This window comes from Treponema sp. TIM-1 (assembly GCF_046533115.1).
GTDB lineage: Bacteria > Spirochaetota > Spirochaetia > Treponematales > Breznakiellaceae > JAIRMO01.
Window position 1 is genome coordinate 89,679 of sequence record NZ_JAJQRC010000005.1, and the last position, 21,227, is coordinate 110,905.

Genomic DNA, 21,227 nt, shown 5'->3' on the forward strand with positions numbered 1-21,227 from the left:
GCCCTTAGCCGGACAGGGGTCCCAAATTCGCCAAACCGATGATAATACTCCCCTGGGCAAGCATATAAAAAAGCATGATAAAAAAACTTCCGTACTTAGATATGGTTCTAAAGGTAAAATACCCCAAAAGAGAATCGGAGATCAAGAACCAGAGGCTGCCCATAAATACCAGGATCCCCCAGATCCCGGGCCGGGCCGCCATAAGCTGGAGGGCGCTCAAACTCATCATTTCGATGATTATCCCATAGACCAGCACCGGAATCCGCAGGGATTTATTCGGTTTTATCAGCCGCTGCATCAGAATCCCCAGGGGAAGGGCGATGATTACCGATATGATAAGGAGGGGAACCTGCACCGTACCGGCGAAGAAAAGCATGGCCGGTATGTACAGGAGATGCCCCAGGAGAAAACTCCCCAATCCCGCCTTAAAAAACGCCTCGTTTTTGATTTTGAGCAGCAGTATATCCCCGATCCAGCCCAGGATCACCGCCAAAAGGACGATCACCAAAAATTTTTCCGCGGCCCCTGCATAATACCACGCCAGCGGGGGGAGCAGCAGCGCCTTCGTAATCCCCTGCATCCGGCCCCCTCCCCAGAGGATAAACGCCAAATGCACCCCCCCCAGGACACAAAACAGACCCAAAACCTCCACCACAAAACCTCCCTATCTGGTACCTTCTTCACTCCTCACTTCTAACTCCTCTCTCCTCACTCCCAACTGCGATTTAATAGGCCGCAGTTCCGCCTCACTTACCAGGGCGGGATCGTCAATGCCCAGGGGAAGTTCCCGGCCTTCCTCGGGTTCCACCTCCTCCTCTTCAAAGACGCCTTCCTCGCTGCGGTCGTCCTCGGCAAAAGGTTCCGGGGGAGCGCCCTCATGTTCGATCCGCACCGCAATCACCTTGGTCACCCCCGATTCCTCCATGGTCACCCCGATGAGGGTCCCCGCGCCGGCAACGGTCTTTTTGTTGTGGGTAATAATGATAAATTGGCTGACCCGGCTGAATTCCCGCAGGATTCGGACAAAACGGCCCACGTTCTGCTCGTCCAGGGCCGCGTCTATTTCGTCCAAAAGGCAGAAGGGGGAGGGTTTTACCATATAGGTGGCAAAGAGCAGGGCCACGGCGGTCATGGAGCGTTCCCCCCCGGAAAGGAGGTTGATGTTTTCAAGCTTTTTCCCCGGGGGCCGGGCGAAAATCTCGATGCCCGATTCCAGGACGTGGTTGGGATCCAAAAGCCGGAGCTCCGCCCTGCCCCCCCCAAAGAGCCGGCGGAACATATTGTTAAAATTGTTTTTTATCTTGTTGTAGGTAACCAGGAACAGGGCCGAAGATTCCGCCCGGATTTCCGCGGTAATCCGCTCCAGGTCCTCCTTGGCCTTAATCAGATCGTTCAACTGATTGGTCAAGAAGTCGTACCGTTCCTTGGTTTCGGCGAATTCCTCCGGGGCCATCAGGTTTACCGCCCCCAGATCCCGTACCGCTCCCCGGGTCTGGTTCAGTTTCTCCCGGAGTTCCGCCGCCGGCGTGGTGATGGTGAAGATCCGCTCCTCAAATTCCATCAGGTCCCGGGAATGGGTTTCCCGAAAGTTGTCCTGAATGTTTTTTATTTCCGTTTCCGACTGTACCAGTTCCAGGTGGATCTTCTCCAGGCTTTCCTGGACCTTGGTCAGCTGGATTATCCGCTTTTTGATGGTCTCCTGTTTGCCCGCCACGTCCCCGTTCCGGCGGCTTATATCCTTTTCCAGAGACTCCAGCTCCGCGGTTAACTGAATGCCCCGGTGTTCTATCTCGGCGATTTCCGTCTCGGCGTCGGCGATCCGTTCCCCTATTTCATCAAACCGCTTGCGGTCCAGGAAAAGTTCATCCCGCAGGTTTTTCAAAAGCCCTTCCTGGCCGGCCAGCTCCCGGCGTATAAGCCGGGCCTGCTCCTCCGCGGCCTGGGCCTGGGTGGTCATCCGCATCCGGCTGACCCGGAGTTCCTCCAGGGTGCTCCGGTATTCGTTGATTTTGCCCCCCAGGTCCTCATTTTCCCGGCGCAGGGCGGCGATCCGTTCCCGCTTTTCCCCGGATTCTTCCTTGGCGGCGCGGATCTTCCCGTCCAGGGCCCGTTTTTTGGTGATGATCCCCTCCGGGGCGAGGAACTCGTCGATAAAGGTGGGGGTGCTTTCCCGGTAGGCGGCAAAGAGGGAGCGGGCCTTTTCAGCCAGGCCCGCCGCGTCCGCCAGGGCCGCTGCCAGGCTTTCGGCAATATGCCCCAGGTCCCCCGGCAGGGGTCCCCCGGCATCTGCCCGGCCGGCGGCATCCCCCAGGTCCCGGATCAGGGTTTCCCGGCCGGCCAGGAGGGTCTTGAGCCGGCCCAGGGCTTCTTCCAGGGCCTCCTCGGCCTTCCTGCGCTCCGAGGCGGAATACCCCGCCTCCCGCAGTCCCGAATCCAGGGCCGCCACAATATCGTCGGTGATCCCCTCCAGTTCCTTCTCGTACTCCCCCTGTTCCTGTTCCAGCCGGAGTATCCCCTCCTCATTTCCCTTGACCGCGGCGTCATTTTCCCCGATCCGCGAAGCGGCCAGCCGGATATTCTCTTCAAAGGCGGCGATATTTTCTTCGATGTCGCGGATCTTTTTTTGCAGGTCCCGGACCGCTCCGTCCTGCTCCTCGGCATCTTCCATCAGTTCTTCGATTTTTTCGAGTATGGCCCGTTCCCGGCCCTCATTTTGCGCTATTTTGGCCTTGCTTTCGGTGCGCTGTTCCCCCAGAAACCGGGCCTCTTTTTCCTTGGCGTTCTTTTCCACCGCCAGCCCATAGATATTCTTCTGATATTCGATGAGCCGTTCCTCCATGGAGTTGACCTCATCCATGTTTTCTTCCAGGGATTTATTGATGGCATCCATTTCCGCCCGGATGGCGTCCCGGTCTTTGGTCTTCTTTTCCAGCTCCTGGTTTCGTTCATCCCGGTCATATTTGAACTGTTTGAGCCGCAGCAGTTGAATATCCAGCTCGTATTGAAAAACTTCCTCCCGCAGGGACCGGTATTTCAGGGTTTTATCCGCCTGCACCTTGAGGCTATCGTAGGAACGCTTCACTTCCCCCAAAATACCCTCAACCTGCCGCATATTTTCTTCAGTTTTGACCAGTTTCCGCTCCGCCTCGGCGCTTTTTACCTTAAAACGGGTGATTCCCGCGGCTTCCTCGAACAAATATCGCCGTTCATCGGGTTTGGAAGACAGGATCTGATCGATTTTGCCCTGTTCCATCACCGAATAGGCCGCCTTGCCCACCCCGGTATCCCAAAAAAGCTCCCGGACCTCCTTGAGCCGCACCGGCTGGGCATTGATAAAATATTCACTTTCCCCGGAACGGTAGAGCCGCCGCTTGATCTGAACCTCGCTCATGTCCAGGGGGAGCAGCCCTGCCTCGTTTGCCAGGGTCAGGGTCACCTCGGCCACGTTCAGGGGCTTGCGGTTTTCGGTACCGTTAAAGATCACATCCTCCATCTTTTCCGCCCGCATCGCCCGGGAGGCCTGTTCCCCCAGCACCCACTTTACCGCGTCCACCACATTGGACTTACCGCAGCCGTTGGGCCCCAAAAGCGCGGTAATCCCGTCGGCAAATTCGACCCGGGTCTTGTCGGCAAAGGATTTGAAACCAAGTATTTCAAGATTTTTCAGAAACAAAGATAAACTCCGCACTCAATTTTTACGCTGTCTCGTTATAGTCTACCATTCCTGGGGCCGGCGGTCAATGAAGCGATTTCGTGCCTGGCACCGGTTAGACCACGAAGGCGAAGAAGGAAGGAAGAAGAATTAAGAGAGAAGAGGTTAACCACGAATGACACGAACCACACGAACGGATTCAAAATGACCACGAACCACACGAACGAAGAGGGGAGAAAGGAGGGAGAAGAGTTAAGAGAGGAGTTAGGAGAGAGGAAGAACGAACCACTCCTCATTCCTAACTTCTTCTCACTCTTAATTCTTCTCTTTTCCTTATTCGCCTTCTTCGCCTTTGTGGTTAAAATCTCTTAAGGCCCATGGTACCAGGTACTGTTTTTCCTCCTTGTTCGTGGTGTTCGTGTCGTTCGTGGTTATTCCCCTTCCGCCAAGGCCGCTGCCCAGGCCTGCATGGCGATCCCAAAGGCCACCGATACATTGAGGGAACCCTTGGCCCCATAGGTGGGGATAGAGAGGCGTCCCAGGGAGGAATCCGCCCGGGCCAGGGCAGGGGGGCTTACCCCCAATTCTTCGGAACCCACGATCATGGTCCCCCGGGGAGGGAAGGGGAAGTTTTTGAGCCCCCGGCCCCCGGTTTCCAGGGCGAAAAAAGGACCCGCCGGACCTGAGTCCAGCCCCCCGGCAAGCCGTTCCCAGGGCAGGATCTCCACGCAGCCCATGGCGGTCCGCGCCGCGCGGGGGTGGAGGGGATCCGCGCAGAGGGGGGAGAGATAGATTTTCTCCACGCCAAAGGACTCGGCGGTGCGGAAGATGGCCCCCACGTTAAAGGGGGCGCGGATATCTTCCAGGTAAAGCCCCACCCCCGGAAAACTCCGGCGTTTTTGCGGGTCCAGCCGGCCCTCGCTGTCAAGCAGGTCCCAATCGGCCGGGAAACAGCCGGTTTTGGCGAGGAGTATATACCGGACCGTATTGAGGGCCCGCCGGATCGGGCCCTGGGCAACTGCCTCCGGCAAGGGCCCGCCGGGAGAAAGGCCCCGCAGCAGGGCTTCCGCATCCCGGAGGGCCGCAATCTCCGCCGGGGAAAACAGGGGATCCCCCCGGAGCATCCCCAGCAGCTCCGCCCAATAGCCCCCCTCCGGCACAAAGCCCTCCCCCTCTCCCCCAAGACGGTATTCAGCCGCTTCGATCAACTTTGCGGCCTTACGGAGTCTAAGGGTCCGGGGCAGTTTTTCCAATTTACTAAGGGCTATCATATTGATCACGCTCCTTTTAAAATCGTTGTACGGTGTTTCCAGAGGGACATTTACCAGGTTATCAGCGGAACCGGTAAAACCGTCGATTTATACCCGGAACACGGCGTCAAACGGTCCATTTGACGCCGGAGGACCCGCTCTTCCCCCTGCTCAAGGCATTTTTTTGCTTTTGTCCGGGATACGCCCTAAGAACATTACCGGTACGGGCGAAACGGCGGCTGGGGCCGGACCGGGGGCATACCCCACCCTGTTTCATTATTGCGACCTACAAAACGGTTCAAACGGCTAAGCCGGTAACGGTTTAGTTAAGTACAAAAAAGGCGTAGATCCCGATGAACTTGTCGTCAATCTGAAACGGGGTGGGGTATGCCCCCGGTCCGGCCCCCGGCAAATTCCTCTGTACCGGTGGATTGATGTATCCTGGGAAACAACCTCACAAAAACAAAAAAGCGGAACCCGAGGGTTCCGCCCGTATATCCTTCATAACTATCCTATAAGCCAAAGGCATCCATGATCTTATCCGCCGTAGCCTTAATAAGGGTATCATTCAAATAGGACGGATCATTGATCTTCTGTTTCAACTCCTCAATACGCTCCAGGCGCACATCCGGTGCGGAAGCAATCAATTCTATCGCATGGTACAAGCCGCCCTTTTCTACCGCTTCCTGAGAAAGAGTTATGGAATCGGTTTTTTCATTTGGGCTAACTTGACTATTCCGTCCGGGTTTTTTACCAGGCGGAACGGGATCTATGGAGCCTATCCTGTCGATCGTCATACTCATATCCTTCCTACCCTAATTATCGGCATTCTACTATCATAAGTTTAGCAGTTAATTGCCTTTCTTGCCAGATACAAACACGGAAAATTCCCCTAATTGTTCAGTTTTTTTCGCTAAATTTGCCCGTATTTCACCGGCGGACCCCCGCAAATATTCCTCATGCACCTTGGTCATTTCCCTTCCTACACAAACATACCGCTCATTATCAAATTCGGCCAGATCCTCCAAAAGCTTGAGGATGCGGAAGGGGGACTCATACAGAACAAAGGCGGATTCCCGGGCGAGCAGTTCCCGCAGCCGGGAGCGGCGGCGGCCCGCCTTGGGGGAGAGAAATCCTTCAAAAAGGACGCTTTTATCCCCCCGCCCGGCGACGCTTACCAGGGAAGCAAAGGCGGAGGGTCCCGGAATGGGGATGGCCTCGTGTCCCGCTTCCACCGCGAACCGGACCAGTACCGCCCCGGGATCGCTCAGCGCCGGGGTACCGGCGTCACTGGCATAGGCCACCGCCCCCCCCCGGTTGAGGATGGCAATGACCTTTTCCGCGGCAAATCCTTCGTTGTGGGCCCGGCAGGAGATAAGTTTGACCCGGATCCCAAAATGGCTTAACAGTTTAAGGGTCCGGCGGGTGTCCTCGCAGGCCACCGCGTCCACGGTTTTAAGAATTTCCACCGCCCGAAAGCTTAAATCCCCCAGATTCCCGATGGGGGTCCCGATAATATACAAATTTGACACAAAACTAGTATAACTTTCCCTATAGTTCCCGCCAAGTATCCGATATTAGAAAGTAGTATGAATGGGTGGTTTCAACTATTTGCTCTGGTGATTATCGGCGTCTTCCTCCTCTGGTTTGGCTATAACCTTTTCTTTGGAACGGGATCCCGGGCCGGACAGAAAAACGGCTCGTATATCTCCGGGAACCGGCAAAACCGGAAAAGGGCCTTTCCTTCGGGAACATTCTCCGGGTCTTCCGAGGACGCTTCCCGGACCTGTCCGGTTTGTTCCGCCCGGCTGCCCCCGGGAGAACGGGTAAAATCCACGGCTTTCCCCGCCGTGGGGGGAAAGGACCGGATGATGCATATCAGCGGCTGTATTTATTGCCTTGAAGGGGATCGGCCCCGGGTCTGTCCGGTTTGCGGGAGCGTAATCAACCGGGAGGAGATCCTTTTTGCCCGGCTTTTTGACAAACCCGGCCGTTCTCACGTCCACGTCCTGGGCTGCAGCCGCTGCCGCCGGTCAGGGAGCCGGTAACACCGTGTTAGCCTGCCTCACGACTTCGCTTTTCGCTCATAGACGTAGATTTTTTACATGGGACTACAATTCATATTCCTCGCTCCAGCCATGACCAATTTCCCAATGGGGGTCTATTTTCACCTCAAATTCAACATTATTAAGATCAAATTCGTCTTTTACAAGCTCTATAACGGATTCGTTTATCCAGCTTCCGCACATAAGCTGAAAAGACCCATCTTTCTGTTGAAAGATTCTTCCCCGTGGAATCAACGTGTAGTCCTTCGCGAAGATCCCCGGCGCTTTCCCCTTTGAAATTGCCCTGTTTTTTTGCTTTTGCCACCATGACTGATGCAAAGCGCTTATGGTCTTAATCCCATTACTATTAAACTGTAAATCATCAGCGTTAACCTTGCTTACGCCAAACAATTCATCAGTTTCCTTATCATACCAAAAAATACCTACTTTGGGCTCGTCTTGGGCATCAAAATTATCAGACATTGCTTTCATCACATCCCGGCGTTCTTCTTTTGACATTTCACTCAAACGAGATTCTCTCAGGACTTCTTCAAAAACTTTGTTCATTTTCTGTTTCCAAGTTATAGGTGAAGGGATAATTACCTAGGCATGTATATACCACTTATATATATTATACAGTGTTTTTTGTCCGGTCAATCACTATTCTCGGTCCGCTTTCTTGCCACATGGTTATGCCTGTGTTATATTATATGAAATACGAAAATGAAGTTCCCGCCCGTTTTTTTATATACCGGTATCCCCACGTTGGCCGCGGCTCTGGTGCTTTTGGGGGTTTCGACCCTTTTTTCCGGCTGTTATACCCTAAAACAGGGGGCTTCCATGCTGGGTTACCTGAACCGGGCCATACCCCTGAAAGCGCTTTTGGACCTTCCCCCAGAGAAAACCGGGGACCCCGAGGAAAACCGCGTTTTTGTGGAACGGGTCCGGGATATACGCCGCTTTGCCCAGGAGGAACTCGGGCTCCGGCATACCGCCAATTATACCCGCTATGTGGCGATAGACCAGGACTACCTTGCCGCGGTGGTTTCCGCCTCGGCGCAGGATTCCTTTTCCCGCCATGAGTGGTGGTTCCCTGTGGTCGGAAAGGTCCCCTATAAGGGGTTTTTTAACCCCGATGATGCCCGCAGGGAGCGGGAAAAATTACAGAAAAAGGGCCTGGATGTGTGGATCCGGGGGGTAGATGCCTTTAGTACCCTGGGCTGGTTCAAGGACCCCCTGTATTCCTATATGCGCCGGTATCCCGTCAACCGGCTTGCGGACCTGCTTATCCACGAAACCCTCCACGCCACCGTATTCCTCAAGGGCCAGGTCCAGTTTAACGAGGAATTGGCGGAATTTGTGGGCAGCGAAGGCTCCCGGCTCTACATGGAACGGACCTTTGGCCTTGATTCTGCGGAATACCGGGCCATGATCGACTCGGAGGCGGATAGCGCCGTGTTTATCGCCTTTATCCAGGAACTGATCGCCGAATTGGAGGTCCTCTACCGCAGCAACGCCCGCCGGGATGAAAAACTGCAAAAAAAAGAAGAAATAATCAAAGCCGCCCAAGCCCGGTTTGATGAAAAGTACGAAACCCTTTTCCGCAGCGAAAACTACCGGGGTTTCTCCAAATTACCGGTGAACAACGCCTACCTTGAACTCTACCGCCTCTACTATGCCGGGGGCAGCTATCTGGAGGATCTCTACGACCGTTCCGGCCGGGACCTGCCCCACTTTATCGCCGCCGTCAAAACCCTCACCGGCCGGGGCGATCCGCGGGCCCAACTGGAAGCCGCCCTCGGCCTGGCCTCGGAGTGAATAAAATAGTAAGAAATTCACCACAAAGGCGCAGAAGGCGAATAAGGAAATTAAGAATGAATAATGAAAAGTGAAGAATGTACTATTCTTCCTCACGCTTCATTCTTCATTTTTCCCTTTTAATTCTTCTTCGCCTTCTGCGCCTTTGTGGTAAAATTCTTAATCCGGTAAATTTCTTAATATTGTGCCTTTGTGGTTAAATTCTTAATGCGGTTAAATTCCAATACCGGCTGAATTTTAAAATTATGCAAATTTCTCTAAAGCGTTTTTTAGAAAAACCGATACTAATAATGAACTCGGATAATACCCGTGCCCGTTGGGCCTCCGTGTTTACCGGTTCAGAGCGGAACCTTTGGTTCCCCCTCACCCTTCCGGAACGGGTGGGTTGAGGGTTCGGAGTTTTTCCAGGGGAAAAACTCCATGGCACATTATTTTTCTGTAGTTTTCCGAGAGGAAAACTACAAGATAAAACCGCTTGCGGTTTTATCACGGCAAGGATGCCGCGGCGTCCCAAACCGTCAGGGGATGGTTACTATCATCAGACCAGTGTCTGGGGATAGCTGGGCGCCGAAAAAGCCAAAGGAGTGTATATGATCATTAATCACAACCTCAGCGCGATGTTTGCCGACAGGTCCCTCAAGGTCACCCAGACTTTTCTGGACAAAAACATGGAGAAACTGTCGAGTGGCTTGCGTATCAACCGCGCCGGTGATGATGCTTCCGGGCTCGCTGTTTCCGAAAAGATGCGGAGCCAAATTCGGGGTTTGAACATGGCATCTTTTAATGCCCAGAATGGTATTTCATTCATTCAAACCACGGAAGGCTATCTTCAGGAAACCCAGGACATCATGCAGCGTATCCGCGAATTGGCGGTACAGTCTTCGAACGGTATTTATACCGCCGAAGACCGGATGTATATCCAGGTCGAAGTCTCCGCCTTAATTGACGAAGTTGACCGGATTGCCTCCCACGCCCAGTTCAACGGGATGAATATGCTGACCGGACGGTTCGGTCGCCAAATCGGCGAAAACGTGGTTACCGCCTCTATGTGGTTCCATATCGGCGCCAACATGGATCAGCGGGAACAGGTGTTTATCGGCACCATGACCGCCAAGGGCCTCGGGGTCCGTAACGTGGGTGACGAGAGTATTCTTTCACTGTCCGAACCGGATAGTGCCAACCGTGCCATTGGAACCCTCGACGAAGCGCTCAAGAGGATCAGCAAACAACGGGCTGATCTTGGCGCCTACCAAAACCGCTTGGAGCACGCGGTCCGCGGCCTCGACATTGGAGCCGAAAATCTGCAAGCCTCCGAATCCCGCATCCGGGATACCAACATGGCGAACGAGATGGTCTCTTTTACCAAGAACCAGATCCTCAACCAGGCTGGAACCGCGATGTTGGCTCAGGCAAACCAACGGGGACAAACCGTTCTCCAACTTCTGCAGTAGTTTTAATGGCAGCCTGAGAACCGCAAAAAAGCCTAATTTTTTGCGGCACCAGCGGTTCCGGCGCCAAAATTACCACAGGGACGTACCGGGAAGGCGCCGTTCCGGTTTTAACCGGAACGGCTTCTTTTTTTACCGGCCGGCAATGGACAGAAAAAAACCACGAACCACACGAATAATAGTAAGAAATTCACCACGAAGGCGCAGAAGGCGAAGAAGTAAGAAAGAAGATTTAAGGAAGGAAGGAAGGAAGGAAGAACGAACCACTCCTCATTTCTAACTCCTAACTCCTCTCCCTTTTTCTCATTTAATTGACCGTGTAGCGGTCTACCTTGCGCCTTTGTGGTCATTTTATACTGCATTCCGGCTCTGCCTGATTGAAAAAAATCCTTTTCCGTTACATAGTTATTATATGCGGTTTTACCGATTTGCGATTACGCTTCTTTTTATTTTTACCTGTTTTTCCGTATTTTCCCAGACAGCCCCCGCCGGGATGCCGCAGGAGGCTCTGCAAAATTACCGTATCGGCCGGGATCTGGAGGCCGAGAGCCGTATGGAAGAGGCGGATCGGTATTATGCCGAAGCGGTACGGATATGCATGGATGAAATCTCCCGAAATGCGGCGACCATGGATACCTATGCGGCGCTTACCTGGACCTTACGGCGTCAGCGGAAATTTGCCGAAGTTATCAGTTGGGGGGAACGGGCCCTTCAGATCAATGCCAATGATTACCGTATCATAGAAACCATGGGCGAGGCCTATTTTTATCTCAACGATTACCCCCGGTCCCTTAATTTTATGCAGCGTTATGTGAATTTTCTGCCCCGGGGGGAGCAGGCCCCCATGGCCTATTTTTTTATCGGAGAAATATTCAGGCTCCAGGGAAGATTCCGCCATGCCGATATCGCCTATACCACCGCCCTGCAATTAGCTCCCCATATATCCCTCTGGTGGTACCGGCTTGGGGCGGTTCGTGAAGCGGCGGGCGATTATGTCCCGGCAATACAGGCCTACGAACAGGCCCTGCGGATCAACCCCAATTACCCGGAAGCATCCCAGGGACTGGAGCGGGTCCGGTCAAGTAGAAATGAAATTTAACCACGAACCACACAAACGACACGAACAAAATATGACTTTCAAATGAAAGTTCGTGATAGTTTTTGTTAGTTCGTGATTTTATCAATATTCTTAGCCTAATCAAGGCACTGATACGATGGTTATAATAAACAACCCACTATATTCAAAGAGATTTTACCATAAATAGCATAAATAACACGAACAAATTATAGCTTTCAAATGAAAATTTCGTGAGGTTCGTGTAGTTCGTGGTTAATCCTATTCTGCCTGCATACTATGAGGTACTAAGGCGGAACCGGTCAGACCGAGCAGGGTTAAGCCCAGGGTGAGTAATACCCCGCCGGCCAGGAGCAGCATCCCCGGTACGGTCCTTTTCGGTTCCCCTGCTGCTGCCGGGCTTCCGGGGGTTGTCCTGCCAGGGGCCGCGGAGGCTTCTTCGGCGCTTAATTCCACCAGCAGCGCGTCAATCCCTTCGATAAAATGTTTCCGGGTAATACGGCCCTTTTGTTCGATGAGCCGATCGAAAAGCCGGAAGGATTCACCGATAAAAAACCCAAACCGTCCGGGAAAGCGCAGGTCCGATCCTATGGCAGCCTTGGATAAGAAGAAGAGCCCCTCCAGGGTAATTGCCTTGTGCAGTCCCGAAAGGAGGCTGCCCTGGGTAAGGCGGAGGGGGCCGAATTCCGCTAAAACCCTGCCGTAGGGGACCAGCAGATTGCAAAAAACAATAGCCGCCATGATAAAAAGGGTGAAGAGGGGGGCGATTTTTTTCCCGGTCAGCCGGGCATAGATGCCAAAGAGCAAAAACTGCACTCCCCGGGTAAGGGTGGAGGGATTAAAAAGAAAGGCCCCCATCATGATAAACCCCGCAAAAAGGAGGTCCCGCCCCGGGATTCCCGTTTTTTTGCCGGAATTCCCCCGGAGGGGCGTTGCCCGGTCAGACAGGTCCGGGGGGGGGAGGGCATGTGCCCCATCCCCCAAGGGCAGAGCGCGGCAGGTCCGGTACCAGCGGGATCGGGCGGTAAAAATTTCACAGAAAAGCCCCAGCACAATACCGGTCAGGACCCCCAGCCCCAGAAAGGGGGGGGCAATAAATTGCACCCCTTCCCCAAAGATAAAAAGCCTGGCCAGGACCAGTTGGACGCCGTTGGAAAGGAGGGCTCCGGCGGTACTGACCCCGACAAAGCCGATGCGGCCCGATCCCAGGCAACGGCGCAGCAGGTACATCACGGCGCCGGAGGCAAGGGTCCCGGCCAGGGAGAACAAAAAAACATAGGAAAAAAGGGACCCGGTGATAAGCCCCTGCCCCAGGATCTTGATAAAGACCAGCAGGGCGAAATTTTTAACGGAAAGGATATCCAGGGCCGCTATCAGGGGCATATTGGCAAGCCCTATCCGCATAAAGGGAAGGGGTTTGGGGATCATATACTCCAGGGCAGCTAAAAAGAAGCAGCAGGCCCCCAACAGGGCCGTCGTGGCAGGATCTCCGGAGCCCCTGACACCGTCCGGCCTACCAGACCGTACCGTCAAGTTCCTCGCCCGCATCTTTGGCTTCCACCCGGATCAACACCTTATTCGGCAGACACGCTATCCATTGCCCGTGGCCGTGGATGGTCCCCGCCGCGACACAAAGCTGGTTGGTACAGGGGGAAGAGAGCACCCGGGCCCGGCCGCCCCGCAATTCCACCGTCGTGGCCCCCAGGGGGCCCGCCACGGAGACAATTTCTTCCGCGTCCAGGGGGAATACCCAGCTTCCGCCGGGGCCCCGGATGACCAGCTCCCTTTGCCGGCCCGGCCCGGCATACACCAAAACAGCGGAAAAGACCGAAATCGCCAGGGCAAGGACGATAACCAGCACATCGAAAACTTTAATAGCGGCGCCCCAAAAAACCGGCTTCCGGGGGGGCATGGTTAACCGCAGCCGCCGCAGCCGTCACAATGATGATGGCGTCCATGGGCATGATGCGGGTGGTGGGGATGACCGTGGGATATCTCCTCGGGGCTGGCTTCCCGGACGGAAACCACCGTAATATCAAAGGTCAGATCCATGCCCGCCATGGGGTGATTGGCATCCACCGTGACCGTACTGCCTTCCACCTGCGTAACCGTTACCATTTGGGAACCCTCGGGGGTATCGGCCTCAAACTGCATCCCCGCTTTTACGGTCCCGGCCCCTTCAAAATTTTCCAGGGGAACCTGGATGACCAAATTTTCATCCCGTTCCCCATAGGCGTCGGCGGCGCTTATGGTCACGGTAAAAGCATCCCCTTCGGTTTTTCCCTCCAGGGCTTTCTCCAGGCCGGGAATAATATTCTCATGTCCATGAAGATAAACCAAGGGTTCAAAGTTGGAAGAAGTCTCGATAAACTGATTTTCCGCGTCCCTGAGGGTGTAACCGATACTGACCACTCGATTTTTGATAATATGCATAACATGGTATACCACAAAGTAATAAAGGGATCAATATTTGTAACCTCTTGGGGCTTGGATGGTTTAACATAAAAAGTCAAAGAGCTGGTTTCAAAATGAACGTGAATTTTGGGAATGGCTCGTCAATAAGGTAATTTCGCCTGGCCGTAACCGGTTTTCCTCCGCTTGGTTACGGTTTTTTTTTGTTTTAGCCGTTACGGAGTCCTCGCGCACGGGCCGATCCCGGGGGGGCTTAGACACAGCTCGCGATGGCGCCCTGCAGCGCGTCAAGTTGGGGGTCAATAAGGGCCACCGGGTCGGTTTTATGCTGGAGCTTCCTGAGCTTCTCCGGAATTTCAAGCTCTGCGCCCAGAATCTCCGCAATCATATCGGCCTGCTTGGCCGGATGACCCGTGGCAAGGACCACCACATGGCCGTAAAAATCCCCCCCGCCTTTGGCGTACCGTTCCGCGGCGGCATAGGCTACCGCACTGTGGGAATCGAGGATCAGATGGTGCTGCTTCCAGGCTTTTTCCAGGGCAATTAAGGTCGCCTGATCGTCCACGGTTTCGGGGTACACCATGTTCCGCATCACCGCCGGCGCTTCCTGATAAAAAGCCACCAGTCTTTTATAATTTGAGGGCTGGCTTACGTCCAGGGCGGGGGAATTGGTGGTGATCAGGGGGTGAGGCCTATACTCCTTCCCCCGGAAAAAATCGCCAAAGGCATTATTGGCGTTCATGGCGGCGATAAAGCCGCTGAGGGGGAGCCCGAATTTCCATGCGTAAAGTCCGGCAATCAAATTGCCAAAATTACCGCAGGGTACGCTGAAGATCAGATCTTCCTTTATGTGCTGTTTGACCTTTATAAAGGCATAGAGATAGTAAAATGCCTGGGGTAATAAACGGCCCACATTTATCGCGTTGGCGCTGGTTATCCCGTACCGGTCCGCAAAGGGCCGGTCATGAATGGCCTCCGCCACCAGGCGCTGGCAGTCGTCAAAGGTCCCCCGTATCTGAATCGGGATAATGTTCCCCCCATTTTGGATAAAAAACGCGGGGTCCAGGCCCCGGATCGGCCCCGATGGGTAGAGGATTACCGCAATAATCCCCTGGCGCTTATAAAAGGCATGGGCGATACTGACGCCGGTATCCCCCTTGGCGGCGGAGAGGGTCATGGCAAAGCCCTTGTTTTTAATGAGTTCTTCCATAACCGCCGCCAAAAAGGCAATCCCAAAATCCTTAAAAACCCCGGTAGGCCCGTTATAAAGGGTTAATACCGATAAATCGTCATCCAACTGTTTGAGTTCCGGTTCAAAATCAAAGGCGCTTTCCGCCACCCGGGAGGCGGAAAAGGGGTTTAACTCACCCTGGAGCAGGCCGGGGGTCACCGCCGCCACCAGCTCCGGATAACTGATATCGAGATCCATATAGAGAAAAAACTGCCGCATATCCGTCACCGATGCCGGGACATAAAGCCCTTCCCCGGCAGGCAGGCAGCGGAGTACCGCATCCTTAAAAGAAACCAACCTATCATCTGACTGGGTAGACCTGAATTGCATGTATATCCTCGATAAAAAACTACTGTTTTTAGTTTACTACCGCCCCCCAAAATCAGCAAGAGGAACAGTATAGGTACGTGAAGAACCTCCGGTGTCAAGTGGAACCCGTGATGCCTAAAAATAAAATCTAATTATGAGGCAATGCCCGATCTTGACACAAAATCTCATTTATTTTATCATAATTTTGTTATGGTGTGAAATATTTCACAACCAAAGGGGATTGCGAATGAAAGCTTGTGAAAAGGAGGCTTCCCCTAAAGCCGGTTGGGGGCGGGGAAACCGTAAGGAGGTGTGGTTTGCGGGTATATAATTTTTCTTCCGGGCCTTCGACCCTGCCGCTGCCGGTGCTGGAACGGGCCGCGGCGGAAATGACCGACGCCAACGGGACCGGCCAATCGGTGATGGAGATGAGCCATCGATCCGGGGATTTTAAGCCCATTATCGAAAAAACCGAGGCCCTGCTCCGGGAATTGATGGGGATTCCCTCCAATTACCGGGTGCTTTTCCTCCAGGGGGGGGCGTCGCTGCAATTTTCCATGATCCCCCTCAACCTGGCCGCAAGGGAGGCGGGTTCCCCGAAAAAACGGGCTTCCTATGTGGAAACCGGCATTTGGGCAAAAAAGGCCGCCGAGGAGGGGGCGAAATACGCCGATGTAGCGGTGCTTGCCTCCTCAAAAGACCGGGATTATACCTATATCCCCCCGGCGCCGGCGCCGGATCCGGGGGACGCCTTTTACCACATCACCCTGAACAATACCATCGTGGGCACCAAATGGGACAAATTGCCCGAGACCGGCCCGGTGCCCCTGGCTGCGGATATTTCCAGTTGTATCCTCTCGGAACCCCTGGAGGTGTCCAAATTCGGCATCCTCTATGCGGGGGCGCAGAAAAACCTGGGGCCGGCGGGGACCACCGTGGTGATTATCCGGGAGGATCTCATCGGCCGGGCCCCGTCCTGGACCCCGGCCCTGCTCCGGTACGACATTTCCGCCGGGGAAGGGTCCATGTACAATACCCCCCCCTGTTACGGGATCTACATCATGGGCCTGGTTCTGGAATGGCTTAAGGGGCTGGGAGGGGTGGCGGCCATCGGTGAAGTGAACCGGAAAAAGGCGGAACTCCTCTACTCGTATCTGGAAAGTTCGCGGATCTTCCGGTCGCCGGTGGAAAAACCCTTCCGCAGTCTGATGAACATCCCCTTTATCGTCTCGGGAACCGATCCGGAGAACCGGAAGGACCTGGAGACCCGCTTTGTCAGGGAAGCCGCCGCCGAGGGCCTGGTGAACCTGGCCGGACACCGCCTGGTGGGGGGGATGCGGGCCAGTATCTACAACGCCATGCCCCGGGAAGGGGTCCGGGCGCTGATCGCCTTTATAGAGAAATTTGAGAAAAAAGAAGGAAAAAAATAGATGTTCCGCATACGCACGATAAATAAGATATCCTCCGACGGCCTTGACCTTTTCCCCCGGGATCTCTACGAGGTGGCCAGCGATCTGCCAAACCCCGACGCCATCCTGGTGAGGAGCGACAGCCTTCACGGCATAGAATTCCCCCAGACCCTTAAGGCAATCGCCCGGGCAGGCGCGGGGGTCAACAATATCCCCGTCGCCCAGTGCAGTGAGCGGGGGGTGGTGGTCTTTAACACCCCCGGGGGGAATGCCAACGCGGTTAAGGAATTGACCATCGCCGCCCTGCTCCTCGCATCCCGGACCATCCTGGAGGGGATCGCCTGGGTGAGATCCCTCAAGGAAAAGGCCGACGAGGTACCGGAACTGGTGGAAAAGGGGAAGGGCCGGTTTACGGGGCCGGAAATCCGGGGGAAGACCATCGGCGTGATCGGTCTGGGGGCAGTGGGGGTGATGGTGGCCAACGACGCCGCGGCCCTGGGGATGAAGGTTATCGGCTACGACCCCTATATATCGGTGGAAGCGGCCTGGAACCTCTCCCGCCATATTGAACGGGCGGAAACCCTGGAGGGGCTCCTGGCCCGGGCCGATTATGTTACCCTCCATGTGCCCCTCTCGGATACCACCAAGGGGCTTTTGGACGCGGAAAAGTTCCGGATCATGAAAAAGGGCGCCCGGATCATTAACCTTGCCCGGGGAGGGCTGGTAAACGAAGCGGAGATCATCGAGGCCCTGGTTTCGGAAAAACTGGGGGTCTATGTGACGGATTTTCCCACCGCGGAACTATTGGCCTGTCCCCGGACCATCTGTATCCCCCATCTGGGGGCTTCCACCCCGGAAGCGGAGGATAACTGCGCGGCTATGGCGGTACATCAGCTTATGGAATTTCTTGAATCCGGGAATATCAAAAATTCGGTGAATTTTCCCCGGTGCCGTCTGGAACAGCGGGCTCCCTGCCGGCTGTTAGTGGTAAACCGCAACATCCCCAACATGGTCGGCCAGATAACCACCATCCTCGCCGGGGCGGGGATCAATATCACGGATCTGATCAACCACCACCGGGACGAATACGCCTATAATATCATCGATACGGAGCAGCGGCTCCCTCCCGGCGTCCGGGAACAGCTTGAAAAGGTGGAGGGGATCATCCGGGTCAGAACCATCGAACAGATTGAATAAATATGAAAATAGTACCATATTTTACTAAATTGTACTGTTTTTTGACAAAATTTTCAAAAAATCGTGTTAAAAATGTTGTTTTTTTGCCTTAAATGTGATATAATAGTAAGGGAAAAGCGGTCGGTTCGATCCGCTTTTTTTAAAGTTAGGATAAAAACTAACCGAAACTTAAAATTGGCTTAATGGGTAAAATATGCCGGCGGCGGATGAGCCGCTAAAAAAAGAATGAGGTGTTTATAATTTTGTATTTAAAGTGGAAAGCGTTTTTTTATATAGGGGTGGTGTCAATAATATTATCCGTCGTGGTAACCACTTCTATCGTTTTTGCCTATACCCCCGCTCCTCCGGAGCCGGATGTGATCGAGCCGGTTAGTTCGGTGGAAATTCCGGCATGGCTGGCTTTGGATATGGCAAATTCTTCCATCTTTGAGTCGGGAAAACGGCGGGACATCATCCTTGAAACCTACCGGGACCCCAATTTTAGGGATGAGGTGATCGCTTTTTTCAGTTTGATCGCCGATTCCCGGCTATTGGCTTCGATTATCCTTGCCCAGGCGGAGGCATACAATGTTTCCCCTGCCCTGGCTTTTGCCTTATGTAAGGAAGAAAGTCAGTTTACGGTACGGGCGATCAACCGGAAAAACGTAAACGGCAGCATTGACCGCGGTCTGTTTCAGCTTAACAACCGGTCGTTCCCCCAGCTCAAGGAAGCGGACTTTTTTAACCCCGAGACCAATACCCAACAGGGCATGGCCCATCTGCGTTGGTGCCTGGACACGGCGGGCTCGGAGCTTGCGGCCCTGGCCATGTACAATGCCGGGGCAACCAAGGTCAAATCCAACAATACCCCCAAACGGACCCTGGATTATATTTCCCGAATTCTGGACTCCCGGGACCGGATCGAAGAGGCTTTTCGGGTTGAGTATCTTTTGAATGAAGATTTCCATACGCCCCATGACCCGGCGACACCGGCCGCCGAAAAAAGAGCGGAGCTGGTCCAAATAGCCTTTTTCCCCTACCGGTAAGCCAGCCGATTGGGCCATAAAAGAGGATGACCACAAAGGCGCAGAAGAGAGAGAGAGAGGAATTAGGAGTGAGGAATGAAAAGTGAAGAGGTTGGTCTCATTCCTCACTTTTAACTCCTCCCTCCTCTCTTAATTCTTCTTCCTTCCTTATTCGCCCTGCGCCTTCGTGGTAAATTTCTTAAATTCTATATATAGGTAAGGATATGAGTGAACGGATGGCGGAATTGGTTCTGCAGCTTGGTTTTATCATCTTCGTGGTCCGTATCTGCGGCAGGCTGGCAAAGGGGCTGGGGATTCCCCCGGTATTGGGGGAATTGCTCTCGGGGGTCATCGTCGGTCCCTACGCCCTGGGAGGGCTGGCCCTGCCGGGGTTTCCCCGGGGCTTTTTTCCACTGGAAGCGGGTCCCCTGGCGGTCAGCGCCGAACTCTACGCCTTTGCCGTGGTGGCGTCAATTATTCTGCTTTTTGCCTCCGGCCTGGAGACGGATCTGGGGCTTTTCCTGCGGTATTCTTTGGCGGGAGGGGTCATCGGCATCGGGGGGGTGATTCTTTCCTTTGTCATAGGCGGCCTTACCGGGGCGGCCCTGCTCCACGCTTCCTTTACGGACCCCCGGTGTCTTTTTCTGGGGGTCCTCTCCACCGCTACTTCGGTGGGGATCACCGCCCGGATCCTCTCGGACCATAAGCGGATGGATTCCCCCGAAGGGGTGACCATCCTCGCCGCGGCGGTGTTCGACGATGTCCTGGGGATTATCATGCTGGCGGTGGTCTTGGGCATCGTGGCGGTGATTACCGGGGGACCGGGCGGCCCGGACGCCCTGAATGCCTCCGGCGTGTTGGGTATTGCCGGCAAGGCCTTTGGTATCTGGCTGGGTTTTACCATCCTGGGCCTTGTTTTTTCAAAAAAAATCGCCGCCTTCCTTAAATTTTTTAAACAAACCTTTGATTTTTCCATTCTTGCCCTGGGCATCGCCCTGATTCTGGCGGGAATTTTTGAAAAACAGGGGCTGGCCATGATCATCGGCGCCTATATTTCCGGCCTTTCCCTGTCAAAAACCGATATTGCCGCGGTTATTCAGGAGCGGATCCGGGGGCTTTACGAGTTTTTTGTCCCTGTTTTTTTCGCGGTTATGGGGATGATGGTCAATGTGAAGGAAATTTTTTCCCTCCGGGTGCTGATCTTTGGGGCCCTGTATACGGCCGGGGCGGTCCTGGCCAAAATAGCCGGCTGCGGCGGCCCGGCCCTGCTCATGGGCTTTAACCTGCGGGGGGCCCTGCGGATAGGGGCCGGGATGGTCCCCCGGGGGGAGGTGGCCCTGATCATTGCCGGTATCGGCCTGGCCTCGGGGATCCTGGACAATCAGCTTTTCGCGGTGATCATCCTGATGACCCTGATTACCACCCTGACCGCGCCCCCCCTGCTGAGCGTCTTCCTTAAAAAATCCGGTTCCGGGACCAAAAAACCGGTCAAGGGGGACGATTCCGCTGCCGCGGCCTGGGAATTCCACTCCCTTGAGATCGCCGATATGGTGCTCGATACCCTCCTTAAGGACCTCAAGGCCGAGGGCTTTTATGTCCAGATGATGAATATGGACGAGGGACTCTTCCAGGCCCGGAAGGGGGATAGTGCCCTTTCCATCACCAAAAAAGAAAGCGCCCTAACCATCGAAACAAGCCAGGTGGACATGCCCTTTGTAAAAACCGCGGTGTACGAGGTGATCCTGGGCCTGCATGATACGATACAACAGCTAAAGCGTTTGTCGGACCCCCGGGCAATGAAACAGGAGCTCTCCAGCCTGGAAGGCCGGAGCCGGGAGGAGGTCCTCTCCCTGATCGATCCCGAAGGCATCATCCTGGGCCTCAAGGGGAATACCAAGGAGGAGATTATCACGGAGCTGGTGGATCTCCTGGATAGGCAGGGAAAGCTGTTGAACCGGGACGAGGCGCTGCGGGACGTGCTGCAGCGGGAAAAGACCATGAGCACCGGCATGGAACACGGCATCGCCCTGCCCCACGGCAAAAGCGAGGCGGTGGCGGATATCTGCGTGGCGGTGGGGGTAAAAAAAGAAGGGGTCGATTTTGAATCCCTGGACGGAGAAAAATCCCGCCTGTTTATTCTGATGATCTCCCCCAAAAAAACCAGCGGTCCCCATATCCAGTTCCTTGCCGCCATAGGGGCGGTACTCAAGGACGAAACCCTCCGGGAACAGGTGATCAGCGCCGATTTTAAAGAAGACGTGGCGCTCCTGCTCCAACGGGGATCTTAGGAACTGTTCAAGAATAAAATGCGATGCATTTTATTCTAATTGCTTACGCAATAACGAAATAACTTGCCCTTTTGGGCAAGTTATTTTTG

19 protein-coding genes are annotated in these 21,227 nt (G+C 54.4%); 9 read left to right on the forward strand and 10 right to left on the reverse strand.

Annotation, left to right across the window (positions count from 1 at the left end):
• Positions 1–4 precede the first annotated feature (4 nt).
• The gene (locus LQZ21_RS04265) at positions 5–652 is read right to left on the reverse strand and encodes a lysoplasmalogenase (protein ID WP_411042932.1); all 648 of its coding nucleotides are present in this window, start codon (positions 650–652) and stop codon (positions 5–7) included.
• Between the two features lie 12 nt (positions 653–664).
• The gene (locus LQZ21_RS04270) at positions 665–3,673 is read right to left on the reverse strand and encodes a chromosome segregation SMC family protein (protein ID WP_411042933.1); all 3,009 of its coding nucleotides are present in this window, start codon (positions 3,671–3,673) and stop codon (positions 665–667) included.
• A gap of 183 nt (positions 3,674–3,856) precedes the next feature.
• On the opposite strand from LQZ21_RS04270, the gene LQZ21_RS04275 reads away from it, so the two are divergent.
• The gene (locus tag LQZ21_RS04275; RefSeq protein ID WP_411042934.1) at positions 3,857–4,024 is read left to right on the forward strand and encodes a hypothetical protein; all 168 of its coding nucleotides are present in this window, start codon (positions 3,857–3,859) and stop codon (positions 4,022–4,024) included.
• Between the two features lie 59 nt (positions 4,025–4,083).
• On the opposite strand, the gene LQZ21_RS04280 is transcribed toward LQZ21_RS04275, so the two are convergent.
• From LQZ21_RS04280 to rsmI, 3 genes are all read right to left on the reverse strand, one after another.
• The gene (locus tag LQZ21_RS04280; protein ID WP_411042935.1) at positions 4,084–4,923 is read right to left on the reverse strand and encodes a TrmH family RNA methyltransferase; all 840 of its coding nucleotides are present in this window, start codon (positions 4,921–4,923) and stop codon (positions 4,084–4,086) included.
• Between the two features lie 491 nt (positions 4,924–5,414).
• Complete coding sequence (locus LQZ21_RS04285; protein WP_411042936.1) at positions 5,415–5,699, reverse strand: flagellar biosynthesis anti-sigma factor FlgM; 285 nt, start codon at positions 5,697–5,699, stop codon at positions 5,415–5,417.
• Between the two features lie 54 nt (positions 5,700–5,753).
• Positions 5,754–6,434, reverse strand: coding sequence for a 16S rRNA (cytidine(1402)-2'-O)-methyltransferase (gene rsmI / locus LQZ21_RS04290; protein ID WP_411042937.1), 681 nt, complete (start codon positions 6,432–6,434; stop codon positions 5,754–5,756).
• Between the two features lie 57 nt (positions 6,435–6,491).
• Here rsmI and LQZ21_RS04295 point away from each other — a divergent pair, with 57 nt between their 5' ends.
• On the forward strand, positions 6,492–6,950 hold the full coding sequence (locus LQZ21_RS04295; protein WP_411042938.1) for a hypothetical protein: 459 nt from the start codon (positions 6,492–6,494) through the stop codon (positions 6,948–6,950).
• 63 nt (positions 6,951–7,013) lie between these two features.
• Here the strand turns inward: LQZ21_RS04295 and LQZ21_RS04300 are convergent, their stop codons facing one another.
• Positions 7,014–7,514 carry a hypothetical protein gene (locus LQZ21_RS04300; RefSeq protein WP_411042939.1) on the reverse strand — a complete coding sequence of 167 codons (501 nt, stop codon included), beginning with the start codon at positions 7,512–7,514 and terminating at the stop codon, positions 7,014–7,016.
• Between the two features lie 156 nt (positions 7,515–7,670).
• Between LQZ21_RS04300 and LQZ21_RS04305 the strand changes: the two genes are divergently transcribed.
• The 3 genes from LQZ21_RS04305 to LQZ21_RS04315 all read left to right on the forward strand — a co-directional run bounded on the left by LQZ21_RS04305 (position 7,671) and on the right by LQZ21_RS04315 (position 11,312).
• A complete protein-coding gene (locus tag LQZ21_RS04305; RefSeq protein WP_411042940.1) occupies positions 7,671–8,765 on the forward strand; it encodes an aminopeptidase in 1,095 nt (364 codons plus the stop codon).
• Positions 8,766–9,355: 590 nt separating this feature from the next.
• Positions 9,356–10,216 carry a flagellin N-terminal helical domain-containing protein gene (locus LQZ21_RS04310; protein WP_411042941.1) on the forward strand — a complete coding sequence of 287 codons (861 nt, stop codon included), beginning with the start codon at positions 9,356–9,358 and terminating at the stop codon, positions 10,214–10,216.
• A gap of 409 nt (positions 10,217–10,625) precedes the next feature.
• A complete protein-coding gene (locus LQZ21_RS04315; RefSeq protein WP_411042942.1) occupies positions 10,626–11,312 on the forward strand; it encodes a tetratricopeptide repeat protein in 687 nt (228 codons plus the stop codon).
• A gap of 237 nt (positions 11,313–11,549) precedes the next feature.
• Here the strand turns inward: LQZ21_RS04315 and LQZ21_RS04320 are convergent, their stop codons facing one another.
• From LQZ21_RS04320 to thrC, 4 genes are all read right to left on the reverse strand, one after another.
• A complete protein-coding gene (locus LQZ21_RS04320) occupies positions 11,550–12,836 on the reverse strand; it encodes a Gx transporter family protein (protein WP_411042943.1) in 1,287 nt (428 codons plus the stop codon).
• Complete coding sequence (locus tag LQZ21_RS04325) at positions 12,802–13,200, reverse strand: NusG domain II-containing protein (protein ID WP_411042944.1); 399 nt, start codon at positions 13,198–13,200, stop codon at positions 12,802–12,804. Before LQZ21_RS04325 ends, LQZ21_RS04320 begins: the two co-directional genes overlap by 35 nt.
• Positions 13,201–13,202: 2 nt before the next feature.
• On the reverse strand, positions 13,203–13,721 hold the full coding sequence (locus LQZ21_RS04330) for an FKBP-type peptidyl-prolyl cis-trans isomerase (RefSeq protein WP_411042945.1): 519 nt from the start codon (positions 13,719–13,721) through the stop codon (positions 13,203–13,205).
• Positions 13,722–13,953: 232 nt separating this feature from the next.
• Complete coding sequence (gene thrC / locus LQZ21_RS04335; protein WP_411042946.1) at positions 13,954–15,261, reverse strand: threonine synthase; 1,308 nt, start codon at positions 15,259–15,261, stop codon at positions 13,954–13,956.
• 296 nt (positions 15,262–15,557) lie between these two features.
• Between thrC and serC the strand changes: the two genes are divergently transcribed.
• The 4 genes from serC to LQZ21_RS04355 all read left to right on the forward strand — a co-directional run bounded on the left by serC (position 15,558) and on the right by LQZ21_RS04355 (position 21,138).
• Positions 15,558–16,670, forward strand: a complete 1,113-nt coding sequence (gene serC / locus LQZ21_RS04340; protein ID WP_411042947.1) for a 3-phosphoserine/phosphohydroxythreonine transaminase — start codon at positions 15,558–15,560, stop codon at positions 16,668–16,670.
• Positions 16,671–17,846 (forward strand): phosphoglycerate dehydrogenase, encoded by a 1,176-nt coding sequence (locus tag LQZ21_RS04345; protein WP_411042948.1) that lies wholly within the window; start codon positions 16,671–16,673, stop codon positions 17,844–17,846. It abuts the gene before it with no gap.
• A gap of 281 nt (positions 17,847–18,127) precedes the next feature.
• Entirely contained in the window at positions 18,128–18,871 is a 744-nt protein-coding gene (locus LQZ21_RS04350) for a transglycosylase SLT domain-containing protein (protein ID WP_411042949.1), read from the forward strand.
• Between the two features lie 203 nt (positions 18,872–19,074).
• Positions 19,075–21,138, forward strand: coding sequence for a cation:proton antiporter domain-containing protein (locus LQZ21_RS04355; protein WP_411042950.1), 2,064 nt, complete (start codon positions 19,075–19,077; stop codon positions 21,136–21,138).
• Positions 21,139–21,227: the final 89 nt, after the last annotated feature.